This window comes from Pseudomonas sp. GW101-3H06, assembly GCF_059424605.1.
In genome coordinates this window covers 234,214-257,752 of the sequence record NZ_JBWKZO010000001.1, presented here as the reverse complement: position 1 = coordinate 257,752, position 23,539 = coordinate 234,214, and the positions used below count along the sequence as shown (strand labels likewise).

The 23,539-nt window shown below is 57.7% G+C and carries 23 protein-coding genes; 8 read left to right on the top strand and 15 right to left on the bottom strand.

Annotation, left to right across the window (positions count from 1 at the left end; genetic code table 11):
• Window positions 1-2: 2 nt before the first annotated feature.
• The 6 genes from tssG to tssA are packed head-to-tail and all read right to left on the bottom strand — an operon-like array spanning window position 3 to window position 6,804.
• Window positions 3-1,019: a type VI secretion system baseplate subunit TssG gene (tssG, locus tag AC07ZE_RS01225; protein WP_207260196.1), complete on the bottom strand. Its 1,017-nt coding sequence runs from the start codon at window positions 1,017-1,019 to the stop codon at window positions 3-5.
• Window positions 983-2,770 carry a type VI secretion system baseplate subunit TssF gene (tssF, locus tag AC07ZE_RS01220; protein WP_207260193.1) on the bottom strand — a complete coding sequence of 596 codons (1,788 nt, stop codon included), beginning with the start codon at window positions 2,768-2,770 and terminating at the stop codon, window positions 983-985. Before tssF ends, tssG begins: the two co-directional genes overlap by 37 nt.
• Before the next feature lie 15 nt (window positions 2,771-2,785).
• Window positions 2,786-3,196 carry a type VI secretion system baseplate subunit TssE gene (gene tssE / locus AC07ZE_RS01215; RefSeq protein WP_207260188.1) on the bottom strand — a complete coding sequence of 137 codons (411 nt, stop codon included), beginning with the start codon at window positions 3,194-3,196 and terminating at the stop codon, window positions 2,786-2,788.
• A gap of 13 nt (window positions 3,197-3,209) precedes the next feature.
• Complete coding sequence (gene tssC / locus AC07ZE_RS01210) at window positions 3,210-4,682, bottom strand: type VI secretion system contractile sheath large subunit (protein ID WP_207260185.1); 1,473 nt, start codon at window positions 4,680-4,682, stop codon at window positions 3,210-3,212.
• 29 nt (window positions 4,683-4,711) lie between these two features.
• Window positions 4,712-5,215 carry a type VI secretion system contractile sheath small subunit gene (gene tssB / locus AC07ZE_RS01205; RefSeq protein WP_207260183.1) on the bottom strand — a complete coding sequence of 168 codons (504 nt, stop codon included), beginning with the start codon at window positions 5,213-5,215 and terminating at the stop codon, window positions 4,712-4,714.
• 32 nt (window positions 5,216-5,247) lie between these two features.
• Window positions 5,248-6,804: a type VI secretion system protein TssA gene (gene tssA / locus AC07ZE_RS01200; RefSeq protein ID WP_207260179.1), complete on the bottom strand. Its 1,557-nt coding sequence runs from the start codon at window positions 6,802-6,804 to the stop codon at window positions 5,248-5,250.
• A gap of 716 nt (window positions 6,805-7,520) precedes the next feature.
• Here tssA and AC07ZE_RS01195 point away from each other — a divergent pair.
• The 3 genes from AC07ZE_RS01195 to AC07ZE_RS01185 all read left to right on the top strand — a co-directional run bounded on the left by AC07ZE_RS01195 (window position 7,521) and on the right by AC07ZE_RS01185 (window position 9,966).
• Entirely contained in the window at window positions 7,521-7,916 is a 396-nt protein-coding gene (locus tag AC07ZE_RS01195; protein WP_207260176.1) for a DUF6124 family protein, read from the top strand.
• Between the two features lie 260 nt (window positions 7,917-8,176).
• Entirely contained in the window at window positions 8,177-9,583 is a 1,407-nt protein-coding gene (locus AC07ZE_RS01190; RefSeq protein ID WP_207260175.1) for a PAAR domain-containing protein, read from the top strand.
• Entirely contained in the window at window positions 9,580-9,966 is a 387-nt protein-coding gene (locus AC07ZE_RS01185) for a hypothetical protein (protein WP_207260174.1), read from the top strand. Before AC07ZE_RS01190 ends, AC07ZE_RS01185 begins: the two co-directional genes overlap by 4 nt.
• Before the next feature lie 125 nt (window positions 9,967-10,091).
• Here AC07ZE_RS01185 and AC07ZE_RS01180 read toward each other — a convergent pair whose 3' ends face one another.
• The 3 genes from AC07ZE_RS01180 to AC07ZE_RS01170 all read right to left on the bottom strand — a co-directional run bounded on the left by AC07ZE_RS01180 (window position 10,092) and on the right by AC07ZE_RS01170 (window position 11,898).
• Window positions 10,092-10,367 carry an HU family DNA-binding protein gene (locus AC07ZE_RS01180; protein WP_003213368.1) on the bottom strand — a complete coding sequence of 92 codons (276 nt, stop codon included), beginning with the start codon at window positions 10,365-10,367 and terminating at the stop codon, window positions 10,092-10,094.
• Between the two features lie 194 nt (window positions 10,368-10,561).
• On the bottom strand, window positions 10,562-11,710 hold the full coding sequence (locus AC07ZE_RS01175) for an NAD(P)/FAD-dependent oxidoreductase (RefSeq protein WP_207260173.1): 1,149 nt from the start codon (window positions 11,708-11,710) through the stop codon (window positions 10,562-10,564).
• Between the two features lie 17 nt (window positions 11,711-11,727).
• Window positions 11,728-11,898, bottom strand: coding sequence for a rubredoxin (locus AC07ZE_RS01170; RefSeq protein WP_095194616.1), 171 nt, complete (start codon window positions 11,896-11,898; stop codon window positions 11,728-11,730).
• Between the two features lie 200 nt (window positions 11,899-12,098).
• On the opposite strand from AC07ZE_RS01170, the gene AC07ZE_RS01165 reads away from it, so the two are divergent.
• Together AC07ZE_RS01165 and ubiA are read left to right on the top strand one after the other, a co-directional pair.
• The gene (locus tag AC07ZE_RS01165; RefSeq protein ID WP_207260163.1) at window positions 12,099-12,662 is read left to right on the top strand and encodes a chorismate--pyruvate lyase family protein; all 564 of its coding nucleotides are present in this window, start codon (window positions 12,099-12,101) and stop codon (window positions 12,660-12,662) included.
• A complete protein-coding gene (gene ubiA / locus AC07ZE_RS01160; RefSeq protein WP_207260161.1) occupies window positions 12,662-13,552 on the top strand; it encodes a 4-hydroxybenzoate octaprenyltransferase in 891 nt (296 codons plus the stop codon). The genes AC07ZE_RS01165 and ubiA overlap by 1 nt, the downstream gene beginning before the upstream one ends.
• A gap of 100 nt (window positions 13,553-13,652) precedes the next feature.
• Here the strand turns inward: ubiA and AC07ZE_RS01155 are convergent, their stop codons facing one another.
• Window positions 13,653-14,039, bottom strand: coding sequence for a COG4315 family predicted lipoprotein (locus tag AC07ZE_RS01155; protein ID WP_207260155.1), 387 nt, complete (start codon window positions 14,037-14,039; stop codon window positions 13,653-13,655).
• 151 nt (window positions 14,040-14,190) lie between these two features.
• Here AC07ZE_RS01155 and phoB point away from each other — a divergent pair, with 151 nt between their 5' ends.
• From phoB to AC07ZE_RS01140, 3 genes are all read left to right on the top strand, one after another.
• Window positions 14,191-14,880: a phosphate regulon transcriptional regulator PhoB gene (phoB, locus tag AC07ZE_RS01150; RefSeq protein ID WP_008064504.1), complete on the top strand. Its 690-nt coding sequence runs from the start codon at window positions 14,191-14,193 to the stop codon at window positions 14,878-14,880.
• Window positions 14,881-14,961: 81 nt separating this feature from the next.
• Entirely contained in the window at window positions 14,962-16,248 is a 1,287-nt protein-coding gene (gene phoR, locus AC07ZE_RS01145; RefSeq protein ID WP_219739455.1) for a phosphate regulon sensor histidine kinase PhoR, read from the top strand.
• A 123-nt stretch (window positions 16,249-16,371) separates the two neighbouring features.
• Complete coding sequence (locus AC07ZE_RS01140) at window positions 16,372-17,712, top strand: hemolysin family protein (protein WP_137806612.1); 1,341 nt, start codon at window positions 16,372-16,374, stop codon at window positions 17,710-17,712.
• Between the two features lie 69 nt (window positions 17,713-17,781).
• Here the strand turns inward: AC07ZE_RS01140 and AC07ZE_RS01135 are convergent, their stop codons facing one another.
• The 5 genes from AC07ZE_RS01135 to pstA form a co-directional block, all read right to left on the bottom strand.
• Window positions 17,782-18,678 (bottom strand): peptidoglycan DD-metalloendopeptidase family protein, encoded by an 897-nt coding sequence (locus AC07ZE_RS01135; RefSeq protein WP_207260153.1) that lies wholly within the window; start codon window positions 18,676-18,678, stop codon window positions 17,782-17,784.
• A gap of 222 nt (window positions 18,679-18,900) precedes the next feature.
• Window positions 18,901-19,830, bottom strand: coding sequence for a response regulator (locus AC07ZE_RS01130; protein WP_207260150.1), 930 nt, complete (start codon window positions 19,828-19,830; stop codon window positions 18,901-18,903).
• 167 nt (window positions 19,831-19,997) lie between these two features.
• Window positions 19,998-20,759: a phosphate signaling complex protein PhoU gene (gene phoU, locus AC07ZE_RS01125; RefSeq protein WP_008150055.1), complete on the bottom strand. Its 762-nt coding sequence runs from the start codon at window positions 20,757-20,759 to the stop codon at window positions 19,998-20,000.
• Between the two features lie 115 nt (window positions 20,760-20,874).
• On the bottom strand, window positions 20,875-21,708 hold the full coding sequence (pstB, locus tag AC07ZE_RS01120; RefSeq protein WP_207260147.1) for a phosphate ABC transporter ATP-binding protein PstB: 834 nt from the start codon (window positions 21,706-21,708) through the stop codon (window positions 20,875-20,877).
• Between the two features lie 146 nt (window positions 21,709-21,854).
• Window positions 21,855-23,525, bottom strand: coding sequence for a phosphate ABC transporter permease PstA (gene pstA, locus AC07ZE_RS01115; RefSeq protein ID WP_207260145.1), 1,671 nt, complete (start codon window positions 23,523-23,525; stop codon window positions 21,855-21,857).
• Between the last annotated feature and the right edge of the window lie 14 nt (window positions 23,526-23,539).

Below are 23,539 nucleotides of genomic sequence, written 5' to 3'. Positions count from 1 at the left end.
GCTCACATCCTTAATGAGTTTTTACTGCTTAGTGTCACCACACCATCGGCGCGTTCGCGGCCCAACCAACTGGTCCAACCCAAATGGCAGACATTCAGCGCACCGATGCGCAAATCGCGAATCTCTTCCTGACACAGAACCAGTCGAATGTCGTAGTCGAGCGGATCACGCAGGGTGAATCGCACCAATGCACACAACGGCTGATAGCCGAAACCGACCGGCAGGAATTCATGAAAGCGTTGCCAGTCGAGTTTGCGAATATGAATCCGGAATTTGCCGCTTCGATCGCGAACGTGCTCGCCCAGTACCAGGTCTTCACCAAGTTTGCTGTTGCTGCGCCCGAGGCCATTGCGTTGCTCGTCTTGAATCGAAACGCGACGCTCGATGCATTGCTCGATGGTGAGCTCGGCGTGCTTGAAGTAGTAACGTAGTACTGCCTCGATCAAGGTTGCCGAGTGCGCTCGCTGACTGAGCAAACCGAGGTACGGCAGCAAGCGCTTCCAATTCAACTCCCGGGCTTTGCGAATCTCTTCACCACCAAGACCTATCAGGGCAAACAGTTGCGAAGAAAAAGAATCGAGGGCACCACTCTGAAAGCCCGCGTGATATCGGTACTTGCGCCAGATCGGCCACATCAGCCGTTGCAATCGGTGATGAAACAGATCGAGAAAATCGCGGGTCGGGTTACCCTCTTCGCCGTCCCTCAAGGCTTGTTCGGCATAAAATGCAGGCAGCGGTGAACCGGAACCGACCAGACTTATCAGGTTGAATCGCAACCGCGCGCGCATCTGCCCGTGCTCTTCAAAGAACTCCACACGGTCCACGTCGCTACCGGGAAAACCAAGGCTCGGATTAGCCTGGAACTCCAGCTGGTCATACAGTTGGTCTTCGCTCAGATGCGGATACATCTCGCGCAACCGATTAATCACCAGCCGCACAGCCTGAAACAGTGAATATTCTCTAATTGCCCGGCTCAGCCCGCTTAGAGCAAGGGCTGAAGCCCCATGCGCGGTGTCCATTGATAGACCTCTCCTTGTGTGCTGATTACCCGCAGCTCGTGATACGAATTGAGGCTGGCGTAAAGTGCGAAAAACTCGTTGAGTACCGAAGCGAACACGAACAAATCGCCCTCACCGATATACCCCTGAGGGTCGATGACCAATTCGGTGCGCAAGCCTCGTACCGGTAATCCACGGTGCAATCTGTCGACGTGCTGATGCTTGATCGACTTCAGCCCGCCGAGCAGCCTCTTGCTGACTTTCTCAGCCTGTTGGTCGTAGTAGCGTGGCAGGTCGTAGGTTTCGAGAATCAGCTTCAGAGCATTGACGTCGGCGAGGGACAGATAGTTGAGCGACATATTGCTTATCAGCTTCCAGAGGAAGTCCTGATTGAGCGGCGGCGCAAAACATGATGTGACCGAAGTGATGTTGCGAAAACGCAGGAACTCCGGCGTCTGCCTACAAGGCTGGTTGATGTCACCGGGCTTTAACTTGCGCGGCAGGTTTTGGTTGGTGCACATCAGCTCGACCGAGAGCGTTTCCTGTACTTCGCAATGTTGAACGCCGAAACTCAGATAGGTATCAAGGCCGTCGTGAAGCAAGGATGAACGCTGGCGAACGCTGTAGTGCGGGCGGCTGACCGGCACATCAAAACTCGGATCGTGCTCGAAGGATTCGAACGGCACATAGTCCCGATTACCCAGCCCCCCAGCTCTCCATCCGGTGACGCTTTCAACCGAAAACACCCCGCAGTGTTGCGGGTCGTACTCGGCTGGCAGGAGCAAGTGCTCATCTTGTTTGCCGTCCAGACGCACTGGCAGCGCGTCGTGTGTGAACAGATTTACAATCGGTGTGCAGTGGAGCTTTATGTTGTCCAGGGTCGGACACAGTTGCTGCAATGCACTCTTGCGAATATCAAAGCGCAACTCCAAACCTCGCATCTGCTTCATGCGGTCTTCGGCTAAAGACTTGAGCAGATCGAATCCATTGATATCGACAAACAGGAACTTGTCCTGGAAAGCGAAATATTCCTGCAGGTAGCGATAACCGCGGAAGGTATTCAACGGGTAAGGCACCAATGCGTCTTCTTCGGCAAAACCTACCGGTTGCACATGATTGCCAGATAACCGGAGTGCCATCTGCATCTCGCTCACATCAACAAGTGGCTTGCCAGCGCCATCCAACGGGACTAATTCGATGCCATGCAAATGGCGCAACAGGCTCAGGTAAAGCATCTGGCTGATATAACGCTCACCCGTGAAGTGCAGGCGCAGACGATTCAAGGCCAGCTCACCAAAATGGCCGTCAGTGCTCATCTCCAGCCGCAAGCTCAAAAGCGAACCATCGCCTTTGGCCGAATAATTCAGCCCGACAAGATTCAGTGCTGAGACTTCGGTCGAGTAGCACGTGCGGAAACGGCAACGCACACCATCGATCGGCACACTTTCCACCGGTGTGTCGCGCTCAACCACAAATGCCGGCTCCGAACGCGTTAATGCTGCGAACTGCAAAATACTGAACGCCGGCAGCGGCCGCATATAGTTGGGCCACAGTAACCGCATCAACGATTGGCTCAGCTCTGGCAATTCGTCGTCAAGCTTCTGCCGCAGACGCCCGGTCAAGAACGCGAACCCTTCAAGCAATCGCTCCACATCCGGGTCACGTCCGGGCTGGCCCAGGAAAGGTGCCAATGCCGGACTACGCTCGGCGAAACGACGGCCCAACTGGCGCAGCGCGGTGAGTTCGCTTTGGTAGTAGTGGTTAAAGGACATGGAAAACTCCGTCTTTCACTGGCTGACCTTGACCTGTCCGCTGCCATCCAGACATGCCGTAAAACTGATCTGCCGTTTGAAGCCGTCGATTTCCAACAGACCTTTAATGGCGAAGGACAGCCGAAGCCAATCGTCATCCCGCACTCCAGGAGAAACCTGGACGTTGCTTAGACGTGGTTCGTAGGCCTCAATGAAGTGTTCAATGGCCAGACACGCCTGACTCAGGGAGTCGTGCAGACTCAGGCGCATGTCATTGAGATCTGGTAATCCGTAGTCGGGCAATGTCTGCACGCTGCCCATACGGGTACTTAGCATCTTGGCCAGATGGGCAGCCACAGACGCCATGGCAGAGTTCTCGCGACTCCAGCCAATACGTTCTTCCACATCTCCGCCCAGGCGTTCGAAGAGGCTGCCATATCCAGTCATGAGTCAGCTTCTCTTATTCTTTGTCCAGCTTGCCAACCAGAGACAGAGTGAAATCGGCCCCCATGTACTTGAAGTGCGGGCGTACGTTGAGGCTGACGCGATACCAGCCCGGTTCCCCGTCGACATCGCTGACAATGATCTGCGCTGAGCGCAGTGGTCGACGACCACGGACTTCAGCACTCGGGTTTTCCTGATCGGCTACGTACTGACGAATCCATTTATTGAGCTCCTGCTCGAGGTCAGTACGTTCCTTCCACGAACCCAGCTGTTCGCGCTGCAATACCTTCAAATAGTGGGCCAGGCGATTGACGATCATCATGTATGGCAATTGAGTGCCGAGCTTGTAGTTCAGTTCTGCAACCTTGCCTTCGGCGCTGATGCCGAAGTGTTTTGACTTCTGCACTGAACTGGCAGAAAAGAAAGCTGCGTTATCGCTACTTTTGCGCATCGTCAGGGCGATAAACCCTTCCTCCGCCAGCTCGTATTCACGGCGATCGGACACCAGCACTTCGGTCGGAATTTTGGTTTCGATTTCGCCCATGCTTTCGAAGTGGTGCAACGGCAGATCTTCAACCGCGCCACCGCTTTGCGGGCCAATGATATTCGGGCACCAGCGGAACTTGGCGAAGCTTTCAGTCAATCGCGTGCCGAACGCGTAAGCCGTATTGCCCCACAGGTAGTGCTCGTGGTTGTTGGTCACGGTTTCTTTGTAGACGAACGACTTCACCGGGTTCTCTTGCGGATCGTAGGGATTGCGCAGCAGGAAACGCGGAACAGTCAGCGCCATGTAACGCGCATCCTCCGATTGGCGGAAACTCTGCCATTTGGCGAATTGCGGACCGTCGAAGTGGTCTTTCAGGTCTTTCAGATCAGGCAGGCCGGTAAAGCTCTCCAGGCCGAAAAACCCTGGCCCGGCGGCTGCGATGAATGGCGCATGGGACATGCAGGAGACACTGGACACGTACTGCATCAGCTTCACATCCGGCGAGCTCGGCGACATGAAATAATTAGCGATGATCGCTCCGACCGGCTGGCCACCGAACTGGCCGTATTCAGCAGTGTAAATGTGCTTATACAAGCCAGACTGCATCACCTCTGGCGAATCTTCGAAGTCATCCAGCAGGTCTTCTTTGGAGACGCTGAGGATTTCGATCTTGATGTTCTCGCGAAAGTTGGTGCGATCAACCAACAACTGCAGACCTCGCCACGAGGACTCCAGCGACTGAAAGTCAGGGTGGTGGAGGATTTCATCCATTTGGCGGCTGAGCTTGCTGTCGATCTCGGCGATCATCCGATCAACCATGGCTTTCTTGACCGGCTCACCATCATTCCGGGGCTTGATGAGTTCCTCAATGAACGCCGACACACCACGTTTGGCAATGTCGTAGGCTTCGTCGTCAGGGCTGAGGCGGGTCTGGGCAATGATGCTGTCGAGAATGCTGCATTCACTCTCGTTGCCATGTTGCTGCGCTGCACTGGTTTTCACGTTATTGGCTTCCTTGACGGGTGGCAGATTCAGGCGGGTTGAGCTTCGGTGTTGAGCCCTAGCTCAACCAGTACGCGACTGCGGGATTCGTCATCTGCCAAAACCCCTTCAATGGCCTTGCGGAACGCAGGTGTATTACCGAGCGGCCCCTTGAGCGCGACCAACGCATTACGCAGCTCCATCAGTTTTTTCAGTTCAGGTACCTGCTCGACCAGGCTGGCCGGATTGAAATCCTTCATCGAGTCGACGTGCAGATCCACGACCAACTCTTCAGAACCGCTGTCATCCTGAAGTCGATTTGGCACACTCACGGTCACCTGCAGCTCCTGCTTGGCCAGTACTTCGTCAAAGTTCAACTTGTCGATGTTGATCGGCTTGCGATCTTCAACTTTCCGGTCATCCTTGCGTTGGGTGTAGTCCCCGATCGCCAGCAGTTTCAGTGGCAGTTCGATCTCTTCCTGAGCGCCACCGGTGGCGGGCTTGAACGTGACGTTTATGCGTTCCTTGGGGGCTACCGAGCCTTCTTTGGCCATGGCGATTCTCCTTACGGTTGTGGCCCTGAGGCCTAGTCGAGTGCCACTTCAAGATCGAGGTGGCACAGCCTGCGATAAATCTCTTCCTTGCATTCACGCACCGCGTGGTTCTGCGGTAATGACTCGCAGCAGCTGTGCAGCAACTGCAGCACTTGCAACGCAAGATCCGGCTCCCAGGCGTGCAGGCCTGCGTTCCTTAACGTCTGGTCGAGGGTTTCAAGTTGAGTCTTGGCCAATTCAAACTTTCTGGCCATGAAGCACAGGCGTGCGAGTGCGAACTTCCAGAAAAACCGCGCCCGCTCGCCGTGTGCGCTCAGCAATCCCTGCTTGAGAATCTGCACCGCAGGCTTGAGGCCGTTCTTGCGCAGGATCGGCTGAACGTCTTCCAAGGCTTGCTCCCAAGCAGGTAAAGCCTCCAGGACATCTGCAGAGCGAGGTGCATGGGGACTTTTCAAATGCGGCATGACTTGGGCATTGACCCATGTACGGGTGGCCGGATCGGCGAATGGAACGCCGTCATGAAAGCGCAACTCGAGGATGCCGGGCAGACGCTGAATCAATAATGCAAAGTGGATTTCCACTTCACGCATGGCCATCTCTGCGTTCAATCCCTGAAGGCATTCCCAAACCATCCGCTGACCGTCAAACCAGAACGGCGCCTTGGACAGACTGGACTCCAGCTCCACCAGCAAATCAGCGTATCGGGCTTGATCGTAGTGCTCTTGTAAGAGTTGGAGCCTGTCGACGGGTAACCCGCGCAGTGCGGTGATCTGCTCGGCGTTGCGCTCGGGTAATGTGTCGACAGGTAGCCAGAGCAGCGTACGGTTGAGACGTAATGCGCGCAGATCGGTAGCCATTTGTTTGAGCCACCAGGCACACAGCGGCCTCGCACTGTCCTGTTGGGCACGCAAGGCTTTATGGGCATCTTTTTCGTTATCAATGGGTGTGCAGGGGTTGAATAGCTGCGTGGCAACCTGTTTGACCTGAGCCACTGCGGACTCAACGACGCTGGGTGCCGATTGATGCTCGATTGTGCGTTGCACCAGACTTTTCAGGCGACGGGAAATGGGTAGCAACAAAGGTGCGTCGTCGCCCAAGCATTTGGTGCAAATGGCATCAAGCCCTTCCAGGTGCTCCACAAAACAATGGAACAAGGGCAGTTGCTCTTTGATCGCAACGTTTTCAGTGAGCACCTTTTCAAGACGCGGCACCAACCAGTTGATCGCGGCAGCACGGGTACGGGATTTTTTCGGGTAAACCTCGGTCCAGTGACTTTCACACAGGTGACGCAACAACCCGAGGCCGGCCAACAGTCCCTGGAAGGACTCACATTGGTACAAGGCCCATGTCAGCCAGACGCCAACCCGTAAATCCTTGGACTGGGTCCGCAGCAGGCCTTCGCAGTTCTCGCGAACTTTCAGCCAATCGATCTGCCCTCGTTCCTGCATGGATCGAGCTTTATCCAACTCACTTTCCAACGCTTCGTATTCGCTCGAATAGCGAACATCCTCCCCTGCAAAATTACCGTTGCAGACTGGTGACTTGGCTAATTCGAGATAATGCGCCGATAGCTTAGTTGAATATGTCATAGAAACTTACAACTCACATCAAGAATACGCTTGCAAGTAGACAGGATTACGAAAAGGCCAGGCTTTGGATGTTGGGAAAGTGTACGACCGAACCCACGAAGCAAAGGTCATCCGTTGAAGGCTGGAGAACTTATTATGAAATTGAGGCCGAATATGTAGGAAAAGTCGCTGTATTCCATGCGATTTGCCATTCCCCGGTGTAAGACAGCAATAAACTGGAGAATATTGATTAAACAGCAATCTCTATAGTGCAATTACTTGCGCATTATTTAGTGTTCAATGCCTCACAAAATTTATAGTAGTTAAAGCAACGAGATCTATGTCACTGAATGCTTCTTGATCTGTACTCCACTGATCAACACCTACTCAACAACCCCATGTTTAAGAGTCGTCAGATTTACTTCAGGAAAGCTACGACACCTTGCGCCGTTGCCTACAGGTACGCCAGAATCCGCCGGCTTGTGCGCCTTGGGGCTGCTCGGTAACTTGATTCGCGTCACTGCCCATCAGTGATCGGGTTTAGTAGCCCGTCGTAGTCAAGTCGCACAAGATCTCCATCAAGCAGGTATCCCATCCCTGCATTTGATGGTGGCTGTGCGCAGGGCGCTTCGGCGCGCCGATTTCTTGGCTCATCGGTCTACTAACCTGTGCACAGCTGCCACCCTATCGTTTAGTAGCGACTTGGTTGCAGCCTCACTCATATGAGGATAGAGCCAATGTTCAAGGTCACTCCAAATCCGCCAGAAACAGATCCGGTATCACCCTACGAAAACCTCGATTCAAAGAAACTCCACGAAGCCGCCGAACGCGCCCTCGACCATCACTTCCCGCCTACCGAAAAGAAACCACCGAAACGCAACGGCCAACTCTTCAGTGTCTGCCCGGACATCAACACTGAAGCACTCCTGGCCAACGCCTCGGAAGACCTGCTGTCGATCAGCGCCATCGCCGCCGACCTCGCCGATGATGTCGACGGTTCGCGTCGCTCCGTAGCCTTGGCACTCAGCCGCATGGCCGATGGGGTGCAGTTGTTGGTAGAGCGAGCGCTGGATCATCTGGATGAACCGGACATGGCGGCGATTATTGCCAAGCGACACAGTCGGGTCTTCTAACCCGCGAAGCAGCAAAAACCCCGATGGGTGATGACACCGATCGGGGTTTTTCTTGGCCAAGCCACAGTGGGAGTAACCATTCCTACACAACCCCCGTCCCTGTTTCTGACGCATGTGTAAGACACGTCTGGTTTGATCTCTGGCGCCTCAAATGGCGTCTTTGCCCAAGTACCTGTTTAAGGCCAACTGAACTCTGCGTCGGTGCACCGCACCGATAACCACAGTGCGCTTGATGGCGCGAAGAAACAGGGAGTTCAACCATGGTTAAAGGACACTTCATCGTCTTAGGCGACAAGACCACCTGTGGAGGCGAGGTTAAGGACGCCGATACAAGAAGCCGCATGAATGAGCGCGCCCATGCGTGCGAAGGTGACCCGGTGAGCTGCGGCGTGGACGGCCAAACCTACACGATTGTGGGCGGCATTCCTTTCATGAAGAGTAATGGACGATTGCGTGCCGGCACGCTGCACAGCTCCAGCGGTTGCCCTTGCAGAGCAACGTTGCTCGCGTCGGAATTCTCAGCCTCGTACGTATCAAGAATGAGTACGTCACCAAACGCCGCTCCGACCGTCAGACAACCGACTGCACGAGCCACGAGCAACTCGGTCTCTACGCCATCATCATTTGCAACGGCGCGCAGCAATCCGAATCCAATACCGCTCCATACATCACCCCAGGACCCCGGTTTTTACATCGTTCCCAAAAGCACCACCCGTGAACAACTCGAGGCCAACCTCTTCACCCTGCGCGACCCGGCAGTAATGGGCAAATTCAAACTGCTGAACCCCTACCTGCGCAATGTAAAAGCGGGCTCGATGATCGTGCTCGGTGATCCCAATAATTACCAATGCACCCGCGAAGAAGCCTTGCTCATGGACGTAGCGGCCAAGACCAACCGGATTATTGAGACGCTTAGCCCGGAAGAAGCGGATTTCATGGTGCAACACCGTGACGCCATCCAGACTTTCCTTGGCCATGGCTCGACTGCAATCGGCGTTGGCGCGAGCATTTTCAAAAACAATCTGGATAACGTAGGCGACGCCCTGAAGGACATCGAAGCGTTGCAGCAGAAGACGCTCCAACGCGATGGGCACCTGCGCTCGCCGACATTTTTTGCAGAACGACAGCGCCTGCTCGCACAGCTCAACAGTCATATGACAGCACTGACACGCAAGGGTATTGGCTTCCCTGAACACATCAATCTGAAAAAGATGCTGGGCATCTCCAGTCAAAGCCTCGTTCACCTCTGGACCGATGCCAGTTCAACCGTGCAAATTCCAGGTTACGCCACCCACCTTGAGGGTGTGGCGAAGGCTTCTAAATACGTTAAATATGGCGGTTGGCTGGGCACTGCCATCGGCGGTGGGGCGTCTGCTTTGAAAGTTCAGGAGGTGTGTACTGCGGGAAATACCGAAGCGTGTGCACGGGTTAAGTTTACTGCGGCGGGAAGTTTTTTTGGTGGCGTCGGCGGAGGTGCAGGAGCTGGTTTGATATTAACTGTACCCGTTGTCGGTGCACTTTGTATTGGATTGGGGATATCAACAGGAGGCATAGGCACTTTGGCTTGCAGTATCGTTGTAGCGGGCACTGGCTCATATGCAGGAAGCGAATTGGGCGGCATGCTTGGTGAAGGGGTTGGGAACATAATTTACGAGACAACAAAATGAGCAATGCAGAACTGATTGTTGGCAGTTTGGGTGGCTTGGTGCTGCTGGGTTTATTCATTTGTATCGGGATTGCCCTCTACTATGGCTACACCCAAGGTGATCAGTTATGTAGCTACTTCAAAAATAGCCGATCCAGCATAACCAGTGCCACGCACAGAAATTCCGGCCCTTACGGTAAAATGCAGCTGGTGGGGGGAATTGCCTTCGTTGTGACTTTTCCTAATATATTTTTGAAGCAGGGGACTCTTGATGCGGAAGACATGAAGAACTTCCCCATGCCACTCAGACGGCAACTTATTAAATTGCAATGGGGCATTATCGGAACGCTAACGTCTATGGTGTTGCTGGCCGTTATAGAGACATTAGCGATACTTAAAAACTGATGAAATATGCAACGCACACAATGGATTAGATGCATTAAATCGCTAATCAAAAAATGGGCACCCAACCTCGGTTGGCGTGCCCATTCTTTATTCCACTCCCCCGCTACACGGGTCAGGGAAACGACTTACGGATTGACGCTGTCTTTCAACGATTTACCTGGCTTGAACGCAACGGTGTTGCTGGCCTTGATCTTTACTGGCTCACCGGTTTGCGGGTTTTTGCCGGTGCGGGCGCCGCGGTGGCGCTGCAGGAAGGTGCCGAAGCCTACCAGCGTGACGCTGTCTTTGCGGTGCAGGGCGCCGGTGATTTCTTCGAGAACGGCGTTCAGGACGCGGTTGGCCTGCTCTTTGGTGAGGTCTGCTTTTTCAGCAATTGCTGCGGCGAGTTCTGGTTTACGCATGTTAGTGAAGCCCCTTTGACGGTTTTTTGTTGTTATGTCCGTGCTGCTCTCTATGGAGCAGCGCCCAAAGCGCCGCAGATGCTCTACTCTGCGGCAGACGGGAGTGAGGATGGCACGCACGGAAGCCCTGCGCCAGTATCCGCGTGGCCATTCTCAGGGCATTTTGGGGGTGATTCCGACAGAACGACCGGTATTTACGCCAGCAGTGCCGGAAGCTCTTTGTTCAGGGCCAATTTTTCCATCACGGCCGTGCCGGTGAGGGCATAACCCAGCAGTTTTCCGCTGGCATCGCGGCATAACACTTTGATGTCGGCGCCCTGCCCTTCGACCGTCCAGACGCCTTCCGCACCCCGTGGCGGCGGGGACACCACCAAGGGGCATACCGGGGTTTTGACGGTGATGGGCATCGGGCCATAGTTGACCGTCATCGGGTTGCCGGCGAGGGTCTGGGCCAGCGCTCGCGCACAGCTCATCAGGGGCATCACGTACAGCAAGTTCAGCCCATCGACCTCGGCGCAGTCGCCCAAGGCGTAGATGTTGGCGTGGGAGGTTTGCAGGTGACGGTCGACGACAACGCCACGGTTGACCTGCAAACCGGCAGCGGCCGCCAGGTCGATGCGCGGGCGCAGGCCAACGGCCGAGACCACGACGTCGCACGGGATGACCTGGCCGTCGGACAGGTGCGCTTCCAGGCCCTCGGTGACCTTCTGCAGGCGAGTGAGCACCGGCCCCAGGTGGAAGCGTGCACCGAGGCTTTCCAGCCCGGTCTGTACCGCAGCGGCGGCGGCCGGGTGCAGCAGGGTCGGCATGACCTGTTCGCACGGTGCAACCAGTTGCACCTCATAGCCGCCCAGGCTCAGGTCGTTGGCGAACTCGCAGCCAATCAGGCCGGCGCCGAGCAACAACACCCGACGTTTGCCGGCCGCTGCCGCGCGAAAGCGTGCGTAGTCTTCCAGGTCGTTGATGGGGAACACGCAGTCCGCCGCGTCGCCTTCGATGGGCACGCGCACGGTTTCAGCACCCCAGGCCAGGATCAGGTCGCGGTAGTACACCGCTTCTTCACCGATCCACAGGCGTTTGTGGCCCGGGTCGATGCCGCTGATGCGGGTGTGGGTGCGTATTTCGGCCTTCAACTGTTCGGCCATCGCGCCCGGTTCGGCCATGCTCAGGCCGTCGGCGTCTTTGTTTTTGCCGAAACCGGTGGAGAGCATCGGCTTGGAGTAGGAGCGCCCGTCATCGGCGGTAATCAGCAGCAGCGGGGTTTCGCCATCGAGTTTGCGAAACTCCCGGGCCAGGTTGTAGCCAGCCAGGCCGGTGCCGACGATCACGACAGGTGCGTTCATTCCTTACTCCTCAGTTTTCAAGCGGTGATTTCGATCATTTCAAAATCCATCTTGCCCACACCGCAGTCCGGGCACAGCCAGTCTTCCGGCACGTCTTGCCACAGGGTGCCCGGCGCAATGCCGTCATCCGGCCAGCCTTCGGCTTCGTTGTAAATCAGGCCGCAGACTACACATTGCCACTTTTTCATTCAGGTACTTCCTCAGGATTCAGGCTTTTGCCGGCGCGAACGGTCGATGATTGCAGTGCTGGCGTTCGGCTCAGCGCGTTTTGTACTGATGGGGCCACGCAGATGCAAGCCCGTTCGGTGCAACGGGCGGGCGGACCAGTCAATTTGATGAGCTGACATGTTAAGCTCGCCGCCTCCTTTGCTGCCAATAATGACTCATTGTGCAACACACAAAATCCCCCTGTTCGGCCCCACTCTGGCTCCCTCAAAGCTTGCTGACGCCCCTCCCCGACCCGTTTATCCTCGACTGGCTGTTTGACGAAGGATCGCTGACCCGACGCCTGACCCGCTTGTCGAATGACGGTTTCAGCGTCACGCCGCTGTTCGAAGGCTGGCAAACCCTGCGCGCCGATGAATGCGCCGCGCTGGACCTGGCCGAAGGCAGCGAAGGCTGGGTGCGCGAGGTGTACTTGCGTGGGCATGGCCAGGCCTGGGTATTTGCCCGCAGCGTCGCGGCGCGCAGCGCGTTGCAGGGCGACGGCTTGCACATGGACGAACTGGGCAGTCGCTCCCTGGGCGAGCTATTGTTTTGCGACCACGCCTTCCAGCGCCGCGCCATCGAGGTTTGTCACTATCCTCAAGCGTGGCTGCCGACCGAAGTGCAGGCGCCTGAGCTGTGGGGTCGCCGTTCGCGCTTCGACCGCGGTACGTTGAGCGTGCTGGTGGCTGAAATCTTCCTGCCGACCCTATGGAGCGCCGCCCGCGCCCATCCGGAGAACTCTTGATGTACCAGAGCCTGCTCAAGTCCCTCAATCGCTTGAACCCACGGGCCTGGGATTTCATTCAGCTGACGCGCATGGACAAGCCTATCGGCATCTATCTGCTGCTGTGGCCTACGTTATGGGCGCTGTGGATTGCCGGCAAGGGCTCGCCGTCACTGGCCAATATCGTGATTTTCGTCCTTGGCGTGGTGCTGACCCGCGCGGGCGGCTGCGTGATCAACGATTGGGCGGACCGCAAGGTCGACGGCCATGTGAAGCGCACCGAACAGCGCCCGCTGCCCAGCGGCAAGATCAGCTCCAAAGAAGCGCTGGTGTTCTTCGCCTTGCTGATGGGCGTGAGTTTCCTGCTGGTGCTGTGCACCAATGCGGCAACGATCTGGCTGTCGTTCGGCGGCCTGGCCCTGGCCTGCACTTATCCATTCATGAAGCGTTACACCTATTACCCGCAAGTGGTGCTGGGCGCGGCGTTTTCCTGGGGAATGCCGATGGCGTTCACCGCCGAAACCGGCGAGTTACCGGCGGTAGCCTGGCTGCTGTGGATCGCCAACCTGATGTGGACGGTGGGCTACGACACTTATTACGCGATGACCGACCGTGACGACGACTTGAAGATCGGCGTGAAATCCACGGCGATTCTGTTTGGCGAGGCGGACCGGGTGATCATCCTGACCCTGCAAGGATTGGCGCTGGGTTGCCTGTTGCTGGCCGGTTCGAAGTTCGAGCTTGGCGGCTGGTTCCACCTCGGCCTGGCGGTGGCGGCGGGCTGTTTTGTCTGGGAATTCTGGTACACCCGCAACAAGGACCGCATGCGCTGCTTCAAGGCTTTTTTGCACAATCATTGGGCCGGGTTAGCGATTTTTGTCGGGATTGTGCTGGATTACGCGTTGCGTTGAAAAACTGAAAAGATCACAGCCTGCGGTAGCTCCTACATGGGTGGGTGTACACCAGTAGGCGCTGGCGCAGGCTGCGATCTTTTTCAGCTCACCGTTTCCATTACTTCTGCGACTCACGCACAACGTGCCAAACGTCTTTCATCTTGTCGCCCGTCATGTCTCCCGGGGCCTTGTCCTTGACGAAGTAGTACAACGGCTTGCCGTCGTAGGCCCATTGCATGCTGCCGTCATCACGTTTGATAACGCTCCATTTACCCTCTGCCTTGGCACCCGCCTCTGCCATCAGTGGCGGCCAATTTTCCGCGCACTGGCCGGTACAGGCAGACTTGCCGCCGGTGTCCTTGTCGAAGGTGTACAACGTCATGCCTTTGTGGTCGGTCATCACGCCGCCTTTCATCATCGCCGGCTCGGCAGCGAAGGCCATTGTTGGTAAAGCGAGGGCAGCCGCCAACAGCAGGCCTTTGAAGGATTGCGGGCATAGCTTCATGGAAACCTTCCTTTTGTGGTTGTCAGGATTCGGACTTAGAGCTTAGTCCAGGTTCGTGACAACCGCAGGCGACTAAAATACTGTCACACGACTGCAATAATTCCGTTATCTAATGCGGCGCAAGACAGTTAAATGACAAGAGGATTAAGGCATGGTTGGCAGGAGCATTCTGATCGTCGACGACGAAGCGCCCATTCGCGAAATGATCGCCGTTGCGTTGGAAATGGCCGGCTATGACTGCCTGGAGGCGGAAAACTCCCAGCAGGCCCACGCCATTATCGTCGACCGCAAACCGGACCTGATCCTGCTCGACTGGATGCTGCCCGGCACGTCCGGCATCGAGCTGGCCCGGCGCCTCAAGCGCGATGAGCTGACCGGGGATATCCCGATCATCATGCTCACGGCCAAGGGTGAAGAGGACAACAAGATCCAGGGCCTGGAAGTCGGCGCCGACGATTACATCACCAAACCCTTTTCCCCCCGCGAGCTGGTTGCGCGCCTCAAAGCCGTATTGCGCCGTGCCGGCCCGAGCGATGGCGAGGCGCCGATTGAAGTCGGTGGCCTGTTGTTGGACCCGATCGGCCACCGCGTGACCATCGATGGCAAACCCGCGGAAATGGGGCCGACCGAATACCGTCTGCTGCAGTTTTTCATGACCCACCAGGAACGTGCCTATACCCGTGGCCAGTTGCTGGATCAGGTCTGGGGCGGCAACGTCTACGTCGAGGAGCGCACCGTCGACGTGCACATCCGTCGCCTGCGCAAAGCCCTCGGCGATGCCTATGAAAACCTGGTACAAACCGTGCGCGGCACCGGGTATCGCTTTTCTACCAAAGCCTGATCCGGACTTTTCCCGCTTTAGAAGTAGACAAGGACGCGCGTTCAAGTGAACCAAAACTGGCATGGCACCCTGATTCGCCACATGCTGCTACTGGTCACCGCTTGCCTGGTGATCGGCCTGATTACCGGCTACTACGGCTGGAGCCTCGCTGCGGGACTGGGCCTTTACCTGGCCTGGACGCTCAAACAATTGCTGCGGCTGCACGAATGGCTGCGCCTGCACAAACCCGATGAAGCACCGCCCGATGGCTATGGCCTGTGGGGCGAGGTGTTCGACAGCATCTACCACCTGCAACGTCGTGACCAACGCGTGCGCGGGCGCCTGCAAGCGGTGATCGACCGCGTACAGGAATCCACGGCGGCCTTGAAGGACGCGGTGGTCATGCTCGACAGCGACGGCAACCTGGAATGGTGGAACCGCGCCGCCGAGACCCTGCTGGGCCTCAAGACCCCGCAGGACAGCGGCCAGCCGGTGACCAACCTGGTGCGCCATCCGCGGTTCAAGGAGTACTTCGAGCAGGACAGTTATGCCGAGCCGTTGGAAATCCCCTCGCCGACCAACGACCGGATGCGCATTCAGTTGTACATCACCCGCTACGGCAACAATGAGCATTTGATGCTGGTGCGCGACGTGACGCGCATCCATCAGCTGGAACAGATGCGCAAAGACTTCATCGCCAACGTATCCCATGAGCTGCGCACGCCGCTGACAGTCATTTGCGGCTATCTGGAAACCCTGCTCGACAACGTCGAGGAAGTGAACCCGCGCTGGACCCGCGCCCTGCAGCAAATGCAGCAACAGGGCGGGCGCATGCAGACCTTGCTCAACGACTTGCTGCTGCTGGCGAAACTGGAAGCCACCGATTACCCGTCGGACAACCAACCGGTGGCCATCGACGGTTTGCTGCAATCGATCAAAAGTGATGCGCAACAGCTGTCGGGCCAGAAAAACCAGAAAATTTCCCTGGAAGCCGACCCGACGATCCTGCTCAAGGGCAGCGAAACGGAATTACGCAGCGCGTTTTCCAATCTGGTGTTCAACGCAGTGAAATACACCCAGGCCGAAGGCAACATTCGTATTCGCTGGTGGGGCGATGAGCAAGGCGCGCACCTGAGCGTGCAGGACTCCGGCATCGGCATCGACAGCAAACACCTGCCGCGCCTGACTGAACGTTTCTACCGCGTCGACTCCAGCCGCAACTCCAACACCGGCGGCACCGGGCTGGGCCTGGCCATCGTCAAACACGTGCTGTTGCGCCATCGCGCGCGCATGGAGATCAGCAGCGTACCGGGCCACGGCAGCACCTTTACCTGCCATTTCGCCCCTGCCCAGGTCAGCAAATCCCGGGTCATCAGTACCGCGGACTGATACCGGCCAGCACGCGCCACTAGGCAATCGCACGGTCAGCCGTTACATTGGCTGACTTGCGCCTGCTTTTCAGGCGCACTTTTTTCTTTCCATTCGAATACACGGAACCCGCAAAACTCCATCATGGACCCTTCCCCTGGCTTGTCCCTCGCAACAATATTCGCCGACTTCGGCATGATTCTTTTTGCTCTGATCCTGGTTTTGCTCAACGGCTTTTTCGTTGCGGCCGAATTTGCCATGGTCAAATTGCGCTCGACCCGGGTCGAAGCCATCGCTGAGCAGCACGGCTGGCGCGGGCACATCCTGCGCACGGTGCACAGTCAGCTCGATGCTTACCTGTCGGCGTGCCAATTGGGTATCACCCTCGCCTCTCTGGGCCTGGGCTGGGTCGGTGAGCCGGCGTTCGCCCACCTTCTGGCACCTGTACTGAGCGCGGCTGGCGTGGACTCCCCCGAAGTGGTCAAGGCGGTGTCGTTCTTCACCGCGTTCTTCATCATTTCGTACCTGCACATCGTGGTCGGCGAACTGGCGCCGAAATCCTGGGCGATCCGCAAACCCGAATTGCTGTCGCTGTGGACGGCGGTGCCGCTGTACCTGTTCTACTGGGCCATGTACCCGGCCATCTACTTGCTCAACGCCAGCGCCAACCAGATCCTGCGCATTGCAGGGCAAGGCGAGCCCGGCCCGCACCACGAGCACCACTACAGCCGTGAAGAACTGAAACTGATCCTGCACTCCAGCCGTGGCCAGGACCCAAGCGACCAAGGCATGCGCGTATTGGCCTCGGCGGTGGAAATGGGCGAGCTGGAAGTGGTCGATTGGGCCAACTCCCGCGAAGACCTGGTGACCCTGGAGTTCAACGCACCGCTCAAGGAAATCCTGGCGATGTTTCGTCGCCACAAGTTCAGCCGCTATCCGGTGTACGACAGCGAGCGCCAGGAGTTCGTCGGCCTGCTGCACATCAAGGACCTGCTGCTGGAGCTGGCAGCCCTGGACCACATTCCCGAGTCGTTCAACCTGGCCGAACTGACCCGCCCGCTGGAGCGTGTATCCCGGCACATGCCGCTGTCGCAGTTGCTGGAGCAGTTCCGCAAGGGCGGCTCGCACTTCGCCGTGGTTGAAGAGGCCGACGGCAATATCATCGGCTACCTGACCATGGAAGACGTGCTGGAAGTGCTGGTGGGTGACATCCAGGACGAACACCGCAAGGCCGAGCGCGGGATCCTCGCGTACCAGCCGGGCAAACTGCTGGTGCGCGGTGATACGCCGCTGTTCAAAGTTGAACGGCTGCTGGGCATTGATCTGGACCACGTCGAAGCCGAAACACTCGCCGGACTGGTTTACGACAGCCTCAAGCGGGTGCCGGAAGAGGAAGAAGTACTGGAAGTCGAAGGCCTGCGGATCATCATCAAGAAGATGAAAGGGCCGAAGATTGTCCTGGCCAAGGTGTTGATGCTCGATTGACACACTGATCTGACACCCATTCGATCCCTTCGCGAGCAGGCTCGCGAAGGCGTCAGCTCAAGCAACACCTCATTGTTTGCCCAACGCAAAGTTGGGCAAAGCCCCCACCGGCTGATTGAACCGGAACGGTATCGACACCAGCCCCATCCCGGTATTGCGCTGCACCGCGAAGTGCAGATGCGGCCCGCTGCTGTTGCCGGTATTGCCTGACAGTGCCAGCGCACTGCCCACTGCCACCCGCTGCCCCTCGCGAACACTGACCGAGCCCTTTTTCAGGTGCAGATACACGCCCATGGTGCCGTCATCGTGCAGCACCCGCACGAAATTGCCCGACGGGTCGGTGCCGCGCCCGGTCTGGCGGTTTTCGGTTTTCACCACGACTCCGCCACGGGCGGCGACGATCGGCGTGCCCACGGGCATGGCGATGTCCATGGCGTAACGGTTCTTCGGCCCATAGTGGCTGTATTGACCATTGGCACCCTGACTCAGGCGAAACGGCCCACCTCGCCAAGGCAGCGGGTAGCGATAGGCCATGGCGGCCCCTGACGGGTCGCCCAGGGAATATTCGAACCTTGGGGTATACACCAGCGGCTTTCCGGGGCGGCTGGCTTTGAGCAGCGCCAGACGAATGCTGCTGCGGGCAGGCATCACCCGACGGATCGGCCGACTCGGCGCACCACTGACGTTGTTCAAGCCAGCAAAACTCAGTTCGATCTCTACCGGCGCATACAGGTCATTGCGCACAAACACACTGTCCATGCCTTTGAGCTTTTTGATATCGAGGTACACCTGACGTTCCAGGTGCTCGTCCATGCGATCGCGAAAGACGAACACCTTGGCGCCCTTGATGGGGCGATCACTGTAGGAGACCACGCCATTGGCGTCGGTGGACGTGTAGATCGTCATGGCCACAGCCGAAGTGGAGGCCATGAAAAGACCACAGAAATACAGCAGGCGCGCGTACATGGGCAGGGTTCTGTCGAGTAAGGCCTGGGAAGGAGCCTAGCAGCTGCAATGGACCCGGGTAGTCGGCAGATGTTTCAAGATGGGTGGATCAGGGTGATGTGTGGTACAGGTGATGGCCCCTTCGTCGGAACGCCGCCCGGAGCAAGCCCGCTCCCACAGTTGAAATGCATTCCAAAGTGGGAGCGGGCTTGCTTGCGAAGACGGACAGCCAGGCGACGAAGATTACGCGCCCGGAATGAAGTGCTTCTGCGCCGTGCCCCGGGCAATCAATCGGGAGATGTAATCAAGCTTCTGCGCATCCTGATCGACGAAGCGGAAGGTCAGTTGCAACCATTCGCTGTCAGGTTTCTGCTCGTGGGCGACGATGGCGTGCAGGTAGCCGTTCAGGCGCGCGGTTTCGGCGTTGTCGCCCTGCTCCAGGTCGAGTACGGCGCTGTCGAGCACTTGCGGCAAGGTGTCGGCACGTTTGACCACCAGCAGCGCTTCCTTGAGGCTCAGGGCCTTGATCACGCATTGCTGAATGCCGTTCGGCAAGCGCAGTTGACCCTGGCCACGCCCTCCCACGGCGGCCGCAGCGGCTACCGGTGCCTTGACCGGTGGGCTGTTGAGCAAACCACGGGCTGGGGCGGCTGCCGCAGCAGGTGCAGGTGCAGGTGCAGGTGCAGTGGACACCACCACGGCGGCCTTGCCACCGGTCAATGCATTCAGCGAGTCATTGCCGAATGCCGAGCTGGTTTTGGTGTTGGCGGTGTTCATCAAGGAGTCGAGCTTGCCGACCTTGTGCAGCGCCTGCTTGACCTTGGTGATCAGTTGCTCGTTGGTGAATGGCTTGCTGACATAACCGGATACCCCGGCCTGGATCGCCTGGACGACGTTCTCTTTGTCGCCACGGCTGGTCACCATGACGAACGGCATGCCTTTGAGATTGTCTTGCTCACGGCACCAGGTCAGCAGTTCCAGGCCGGACATTTCCGGCATTTCCCAGTCGCACAGAACCAGGTCGAACGCTTCCCGAGCCAGCAGGGCCTGAGCCTTCCTGCCGTTGACGGCGTCTTCGATCCGCATGCCCGGGAAATAGTTACGCAGGCATTTTTTTACCAGGTCACGAATGAACGAGGCATCGTCCACGACCAATACACTGACCTTACTCATCCATAACCCCTTTAAAAAATCCCGGCAAGCATACCGCTTTGCTGATGGCACTTTGCCAAAAACCTTCAGTCACGCCGGCACTTTTCGTTCGCGGGTGCTGCTTTTCGAATTCGTAAGCCACAAACAAAAACGCCCGGCCAAAGGGCCGGGCGCGTCCTGGGGCAACCTTACTTATCGTCAGCTTTGCCCGGAACATTAGCGGTTTCGCCACTTGTTCCCTCAACTTCTTCCTTCATGCGTTTAAGGCCCAGGTGGCGCACGTCAGTGCCGCGCACCAGATAAATCACCAGCTCCGAGATATTGCGCGCATGGTCACCGATGCGCTCCAGCGAACGCAGCACCCAGATGATGCTCAAGACCCGCGAGATAGAGCGTGGGTCTTCCATCATGTAGGTCGCCAGCTCACGCAGGGCCGTCTTGTATTCGCGGTCGATGATCTTGTCGTACTGCGCCACCGACAACGCCAGGTCGGCGTCGAAACGGGCAAAGGCGTCCAGGGCATCGCGCACCATGTTGCGGACCTGGTCGCCAATGTGGCGCACCTCGACGTAACCGCGTGGCGCTTCGCCTTCTTCGCACAGCTGAATGGCGCGACGGGCGATCTTGGTCGCTTCATCACCGATGCGCTCCAGGTCGATCACCGATTTGGAGATGCTGATAATCAGGCGCAAGTCGGATGCCGCCGGCTGGCGACGGGCCAGAATACGCAGGCATTCTTCGTCGATGTTGCGTTCCATCTGGTTGATCTGGTCGTCGATCTCGCGCACTTGCTGGGCCAGGCCGGAGTCGGCCTCGATCAGCGCGGTCACCGCGTCGTTGACCTGCTTCTCGACCAGCCCGCCCATGGCCAGGAGGTGGCTGCGTACTTCCTCGAGCTCGGCGTTGAACTGCGCGGAAATGTGGTGTGTGAGGCCTTCCTTAGAAATCATTGTGTCTGCTCCGCAAAAGCTGTGAGCTGCAAGCTACAAGCTGCAAGCTGATGTGTGTCGTTATGCTGAACTGCTTTTACTTGCCGCTTGAAGCTTGCGGCCTGCAGCTCCCCCACTAGCCGTAGCGCCCCGTAATATAGTCTTCGGTCTGCTTCTTCGCCGGATTGGTGAAAAGAGTGTCGGTGTCGCCGAACTCCACCAGTTTGCCCATGTACATGAACGCCGTGTAGTCGGAAACCCGCGCGGCCTGCTGCATGTTGTGGGTCACGATAACGATGGTGAACTTGGATTTCAGTTCGTAGATCAGCTCTTCCACTTTCAGCGTCGAGATCGGGTCGAGTGCCGAGCAAGGTTCGTCGAGCAGCAGCACCTCCGGTTCCACGGCGATGGTGCGGGCAATCACCAGACGTTGTTGCTGACCACCGGACAGGCCCAGTGCCGACTCGTGCAGACGGTCTTTGACTTCGTCCCACAGTGCCGCGCCTTTCAACGCCCACTCAACAGCTTCGTCGAGTACACGTTTTTTGTTGATGCCCTGGATACGCAGGCCGTAGACCACGTTCTCGTAGATGGTTTTCGGGAACGGGTTCGGCTTCTGGAACACCATGCCGACACGACGACGCAGCTCCGCGACGTCTTCGCCCTTGCGGTAGATGTTGTTGCCGTACAGGTTGATCGCGCCTTCGACACGGCAGCCATCGACCAGGTCGTTCATACGGTTGAAGGTACGCAGCAGCGTGGACTTGCCGCAACCGGACGGGCCGATGAAGGCGGTCACGCGCTGTTTCGGGATGTTCATGCTGACGTCGTACAGCGCTTGTTTCTCGCCGTAATACAGGCTCAGGCCCGGCACTTCGATGGCCACGGTTTCCTGCTCGAGGCTCAGGCTCTGTTTGTCGCGACCCAGGGCCGACATGTTGATGCCGTGGGTATGTGCTTCGTGCTGCATGGGAGGCTCCCTGTGCTAACAAATTCGGTTCAGTTTTTGTGGGAGTCAGCCTGCTGGCGATGCTAGCGACGCGGTTTAACTCTGAAACCGCGGTGATGCCATCGCCAGCAGGCTGGCTCCCACATAGAAATCATTGCTGCTGTAAATCAGCTATCCAGCGCCTTGTACTTCTCGCGCAGGTGGTTACGGATATAAACGGCCGACAGGTTCAATGTCGCAATCACCAGCACCAGCAACAGCGCTGTGGCGTATACCAGCGGTCGCGCGGCTTCGACGTTCGGGCTCTGGAAGCCGACGTCATAAATATGGAAGCCCAGGTGCATGATCTTCTGGTCCAGGTGCAGGTACGGGTAGTTACCGTCCACCGGCAGCGACGGTGCCAGTTTCACCACACCCACCAGCATCAGCGGCGCCACTTCACCCGCGGCACGGGCGACGGCGAGGATCATGCCGGTCATCATCGCCGGACTGGCCATTGGCAGCACAATCTTCCACAAGGTTTCAGCCTTGGTCGCGCCGAGGGCCAACGAACCCTCACGCACGGTACGAGGAATCCGCGCCAGGCCCTCTTCGGTGGCCACGATCACCACCGGCACCGCCAGTAGCGCCAGGGTCAACGAAGCCCACAGCAGCCCTGGCGTACCGAAGGTCGGCGCCGGCAAGGCCTCAGGGAAGAACAGACGATCGAGCGAGCCACCCAGCACATAGACGAAGAAGCCCAGACCGAATACGCCATAAACGATGGCCGGAACGCCCGCCAGGTTGTTCACCGCGATGCGGATCACCCGGGTCAGGGTGTTCTGCTTGGCGTATTCACGCAGGTACACCGCCGCCAGCACGCCGAACGGGGTCACGATCATCGCCATGATCAGGGTCATCATCACGGTGCCGAAGATCGCCGGGAAAATCCCGCCTTCGGTGTTCGCTTCACGCGGGTCATCGCTGAGGAATTCCCACACCTTGCTGAAGTAGAAACCAATCTTGGTGAAGGTGCCCATGGCGTTCGGCTGATAGGCGTGAACCACTTTACCGAGGCTGATTTCGATTTCTTTGCCATTGGCATCACGGGCGGTCAGGCTGTCGCGGTTGAACTGCGCGTGCAGATCGCCCAGACGCACCTCGATGTCCTGGTAACGGGCATTGAGTTCGGCGCGCTCGGATTCCATGTCCGCTTGCGCGGCTGGATCAAGCTTGCCTTCCAGTTCCAGTTTTCGGCTGTGCAGGCGGATGCGCTCGAGACCGGCGTTGATCGCGCCGATGTCGACCTTTTCAAGGGTCTTGAGTTGCACGGCCAGTTGGTTCACACGGTTGATCCGCGCTTGCAACTCGGGCCAGGCCGCTTCGCCTTCGGCGATCACCTTGCCGTCCTGTTTGACGTTGACCAGGTAACCGTAGAAGTTGCCCCACTCACGACGCTCCAGCGCCATCAATTCGACCGGGTTTTTCTGATTGGTCAGCCACTCGCCAACGATCCAGGTGAAGTCGGTGCCGTTCAGGTCACGGTTGCCGACCTTGATCAGCTCACGGGTCATGAACTCCGGGCCTTCATCCGGCACCGGCAGGCCAGCGCTTTTCAGGCGCGCGCGCGGCACTTCTTCCTTCTGTACCACTTCGCCGATGACCAGGTGATTGGCCTGGCCCGGCACGTCATAGCTGGCATGCACCAGATCCGCCGGCCAGAAGTGACCCAGACCGCGCACGGCAATCACCGCCAACAGGCCAATGGTCATGATGACCGCGATGGACACCGCGCCACCGCTGATCCAGACGCCCGGGGCGCCGCTCTTGAACCATCCTTTCAGGGAGTTCTGTTTCACAGACTTCTACCTTT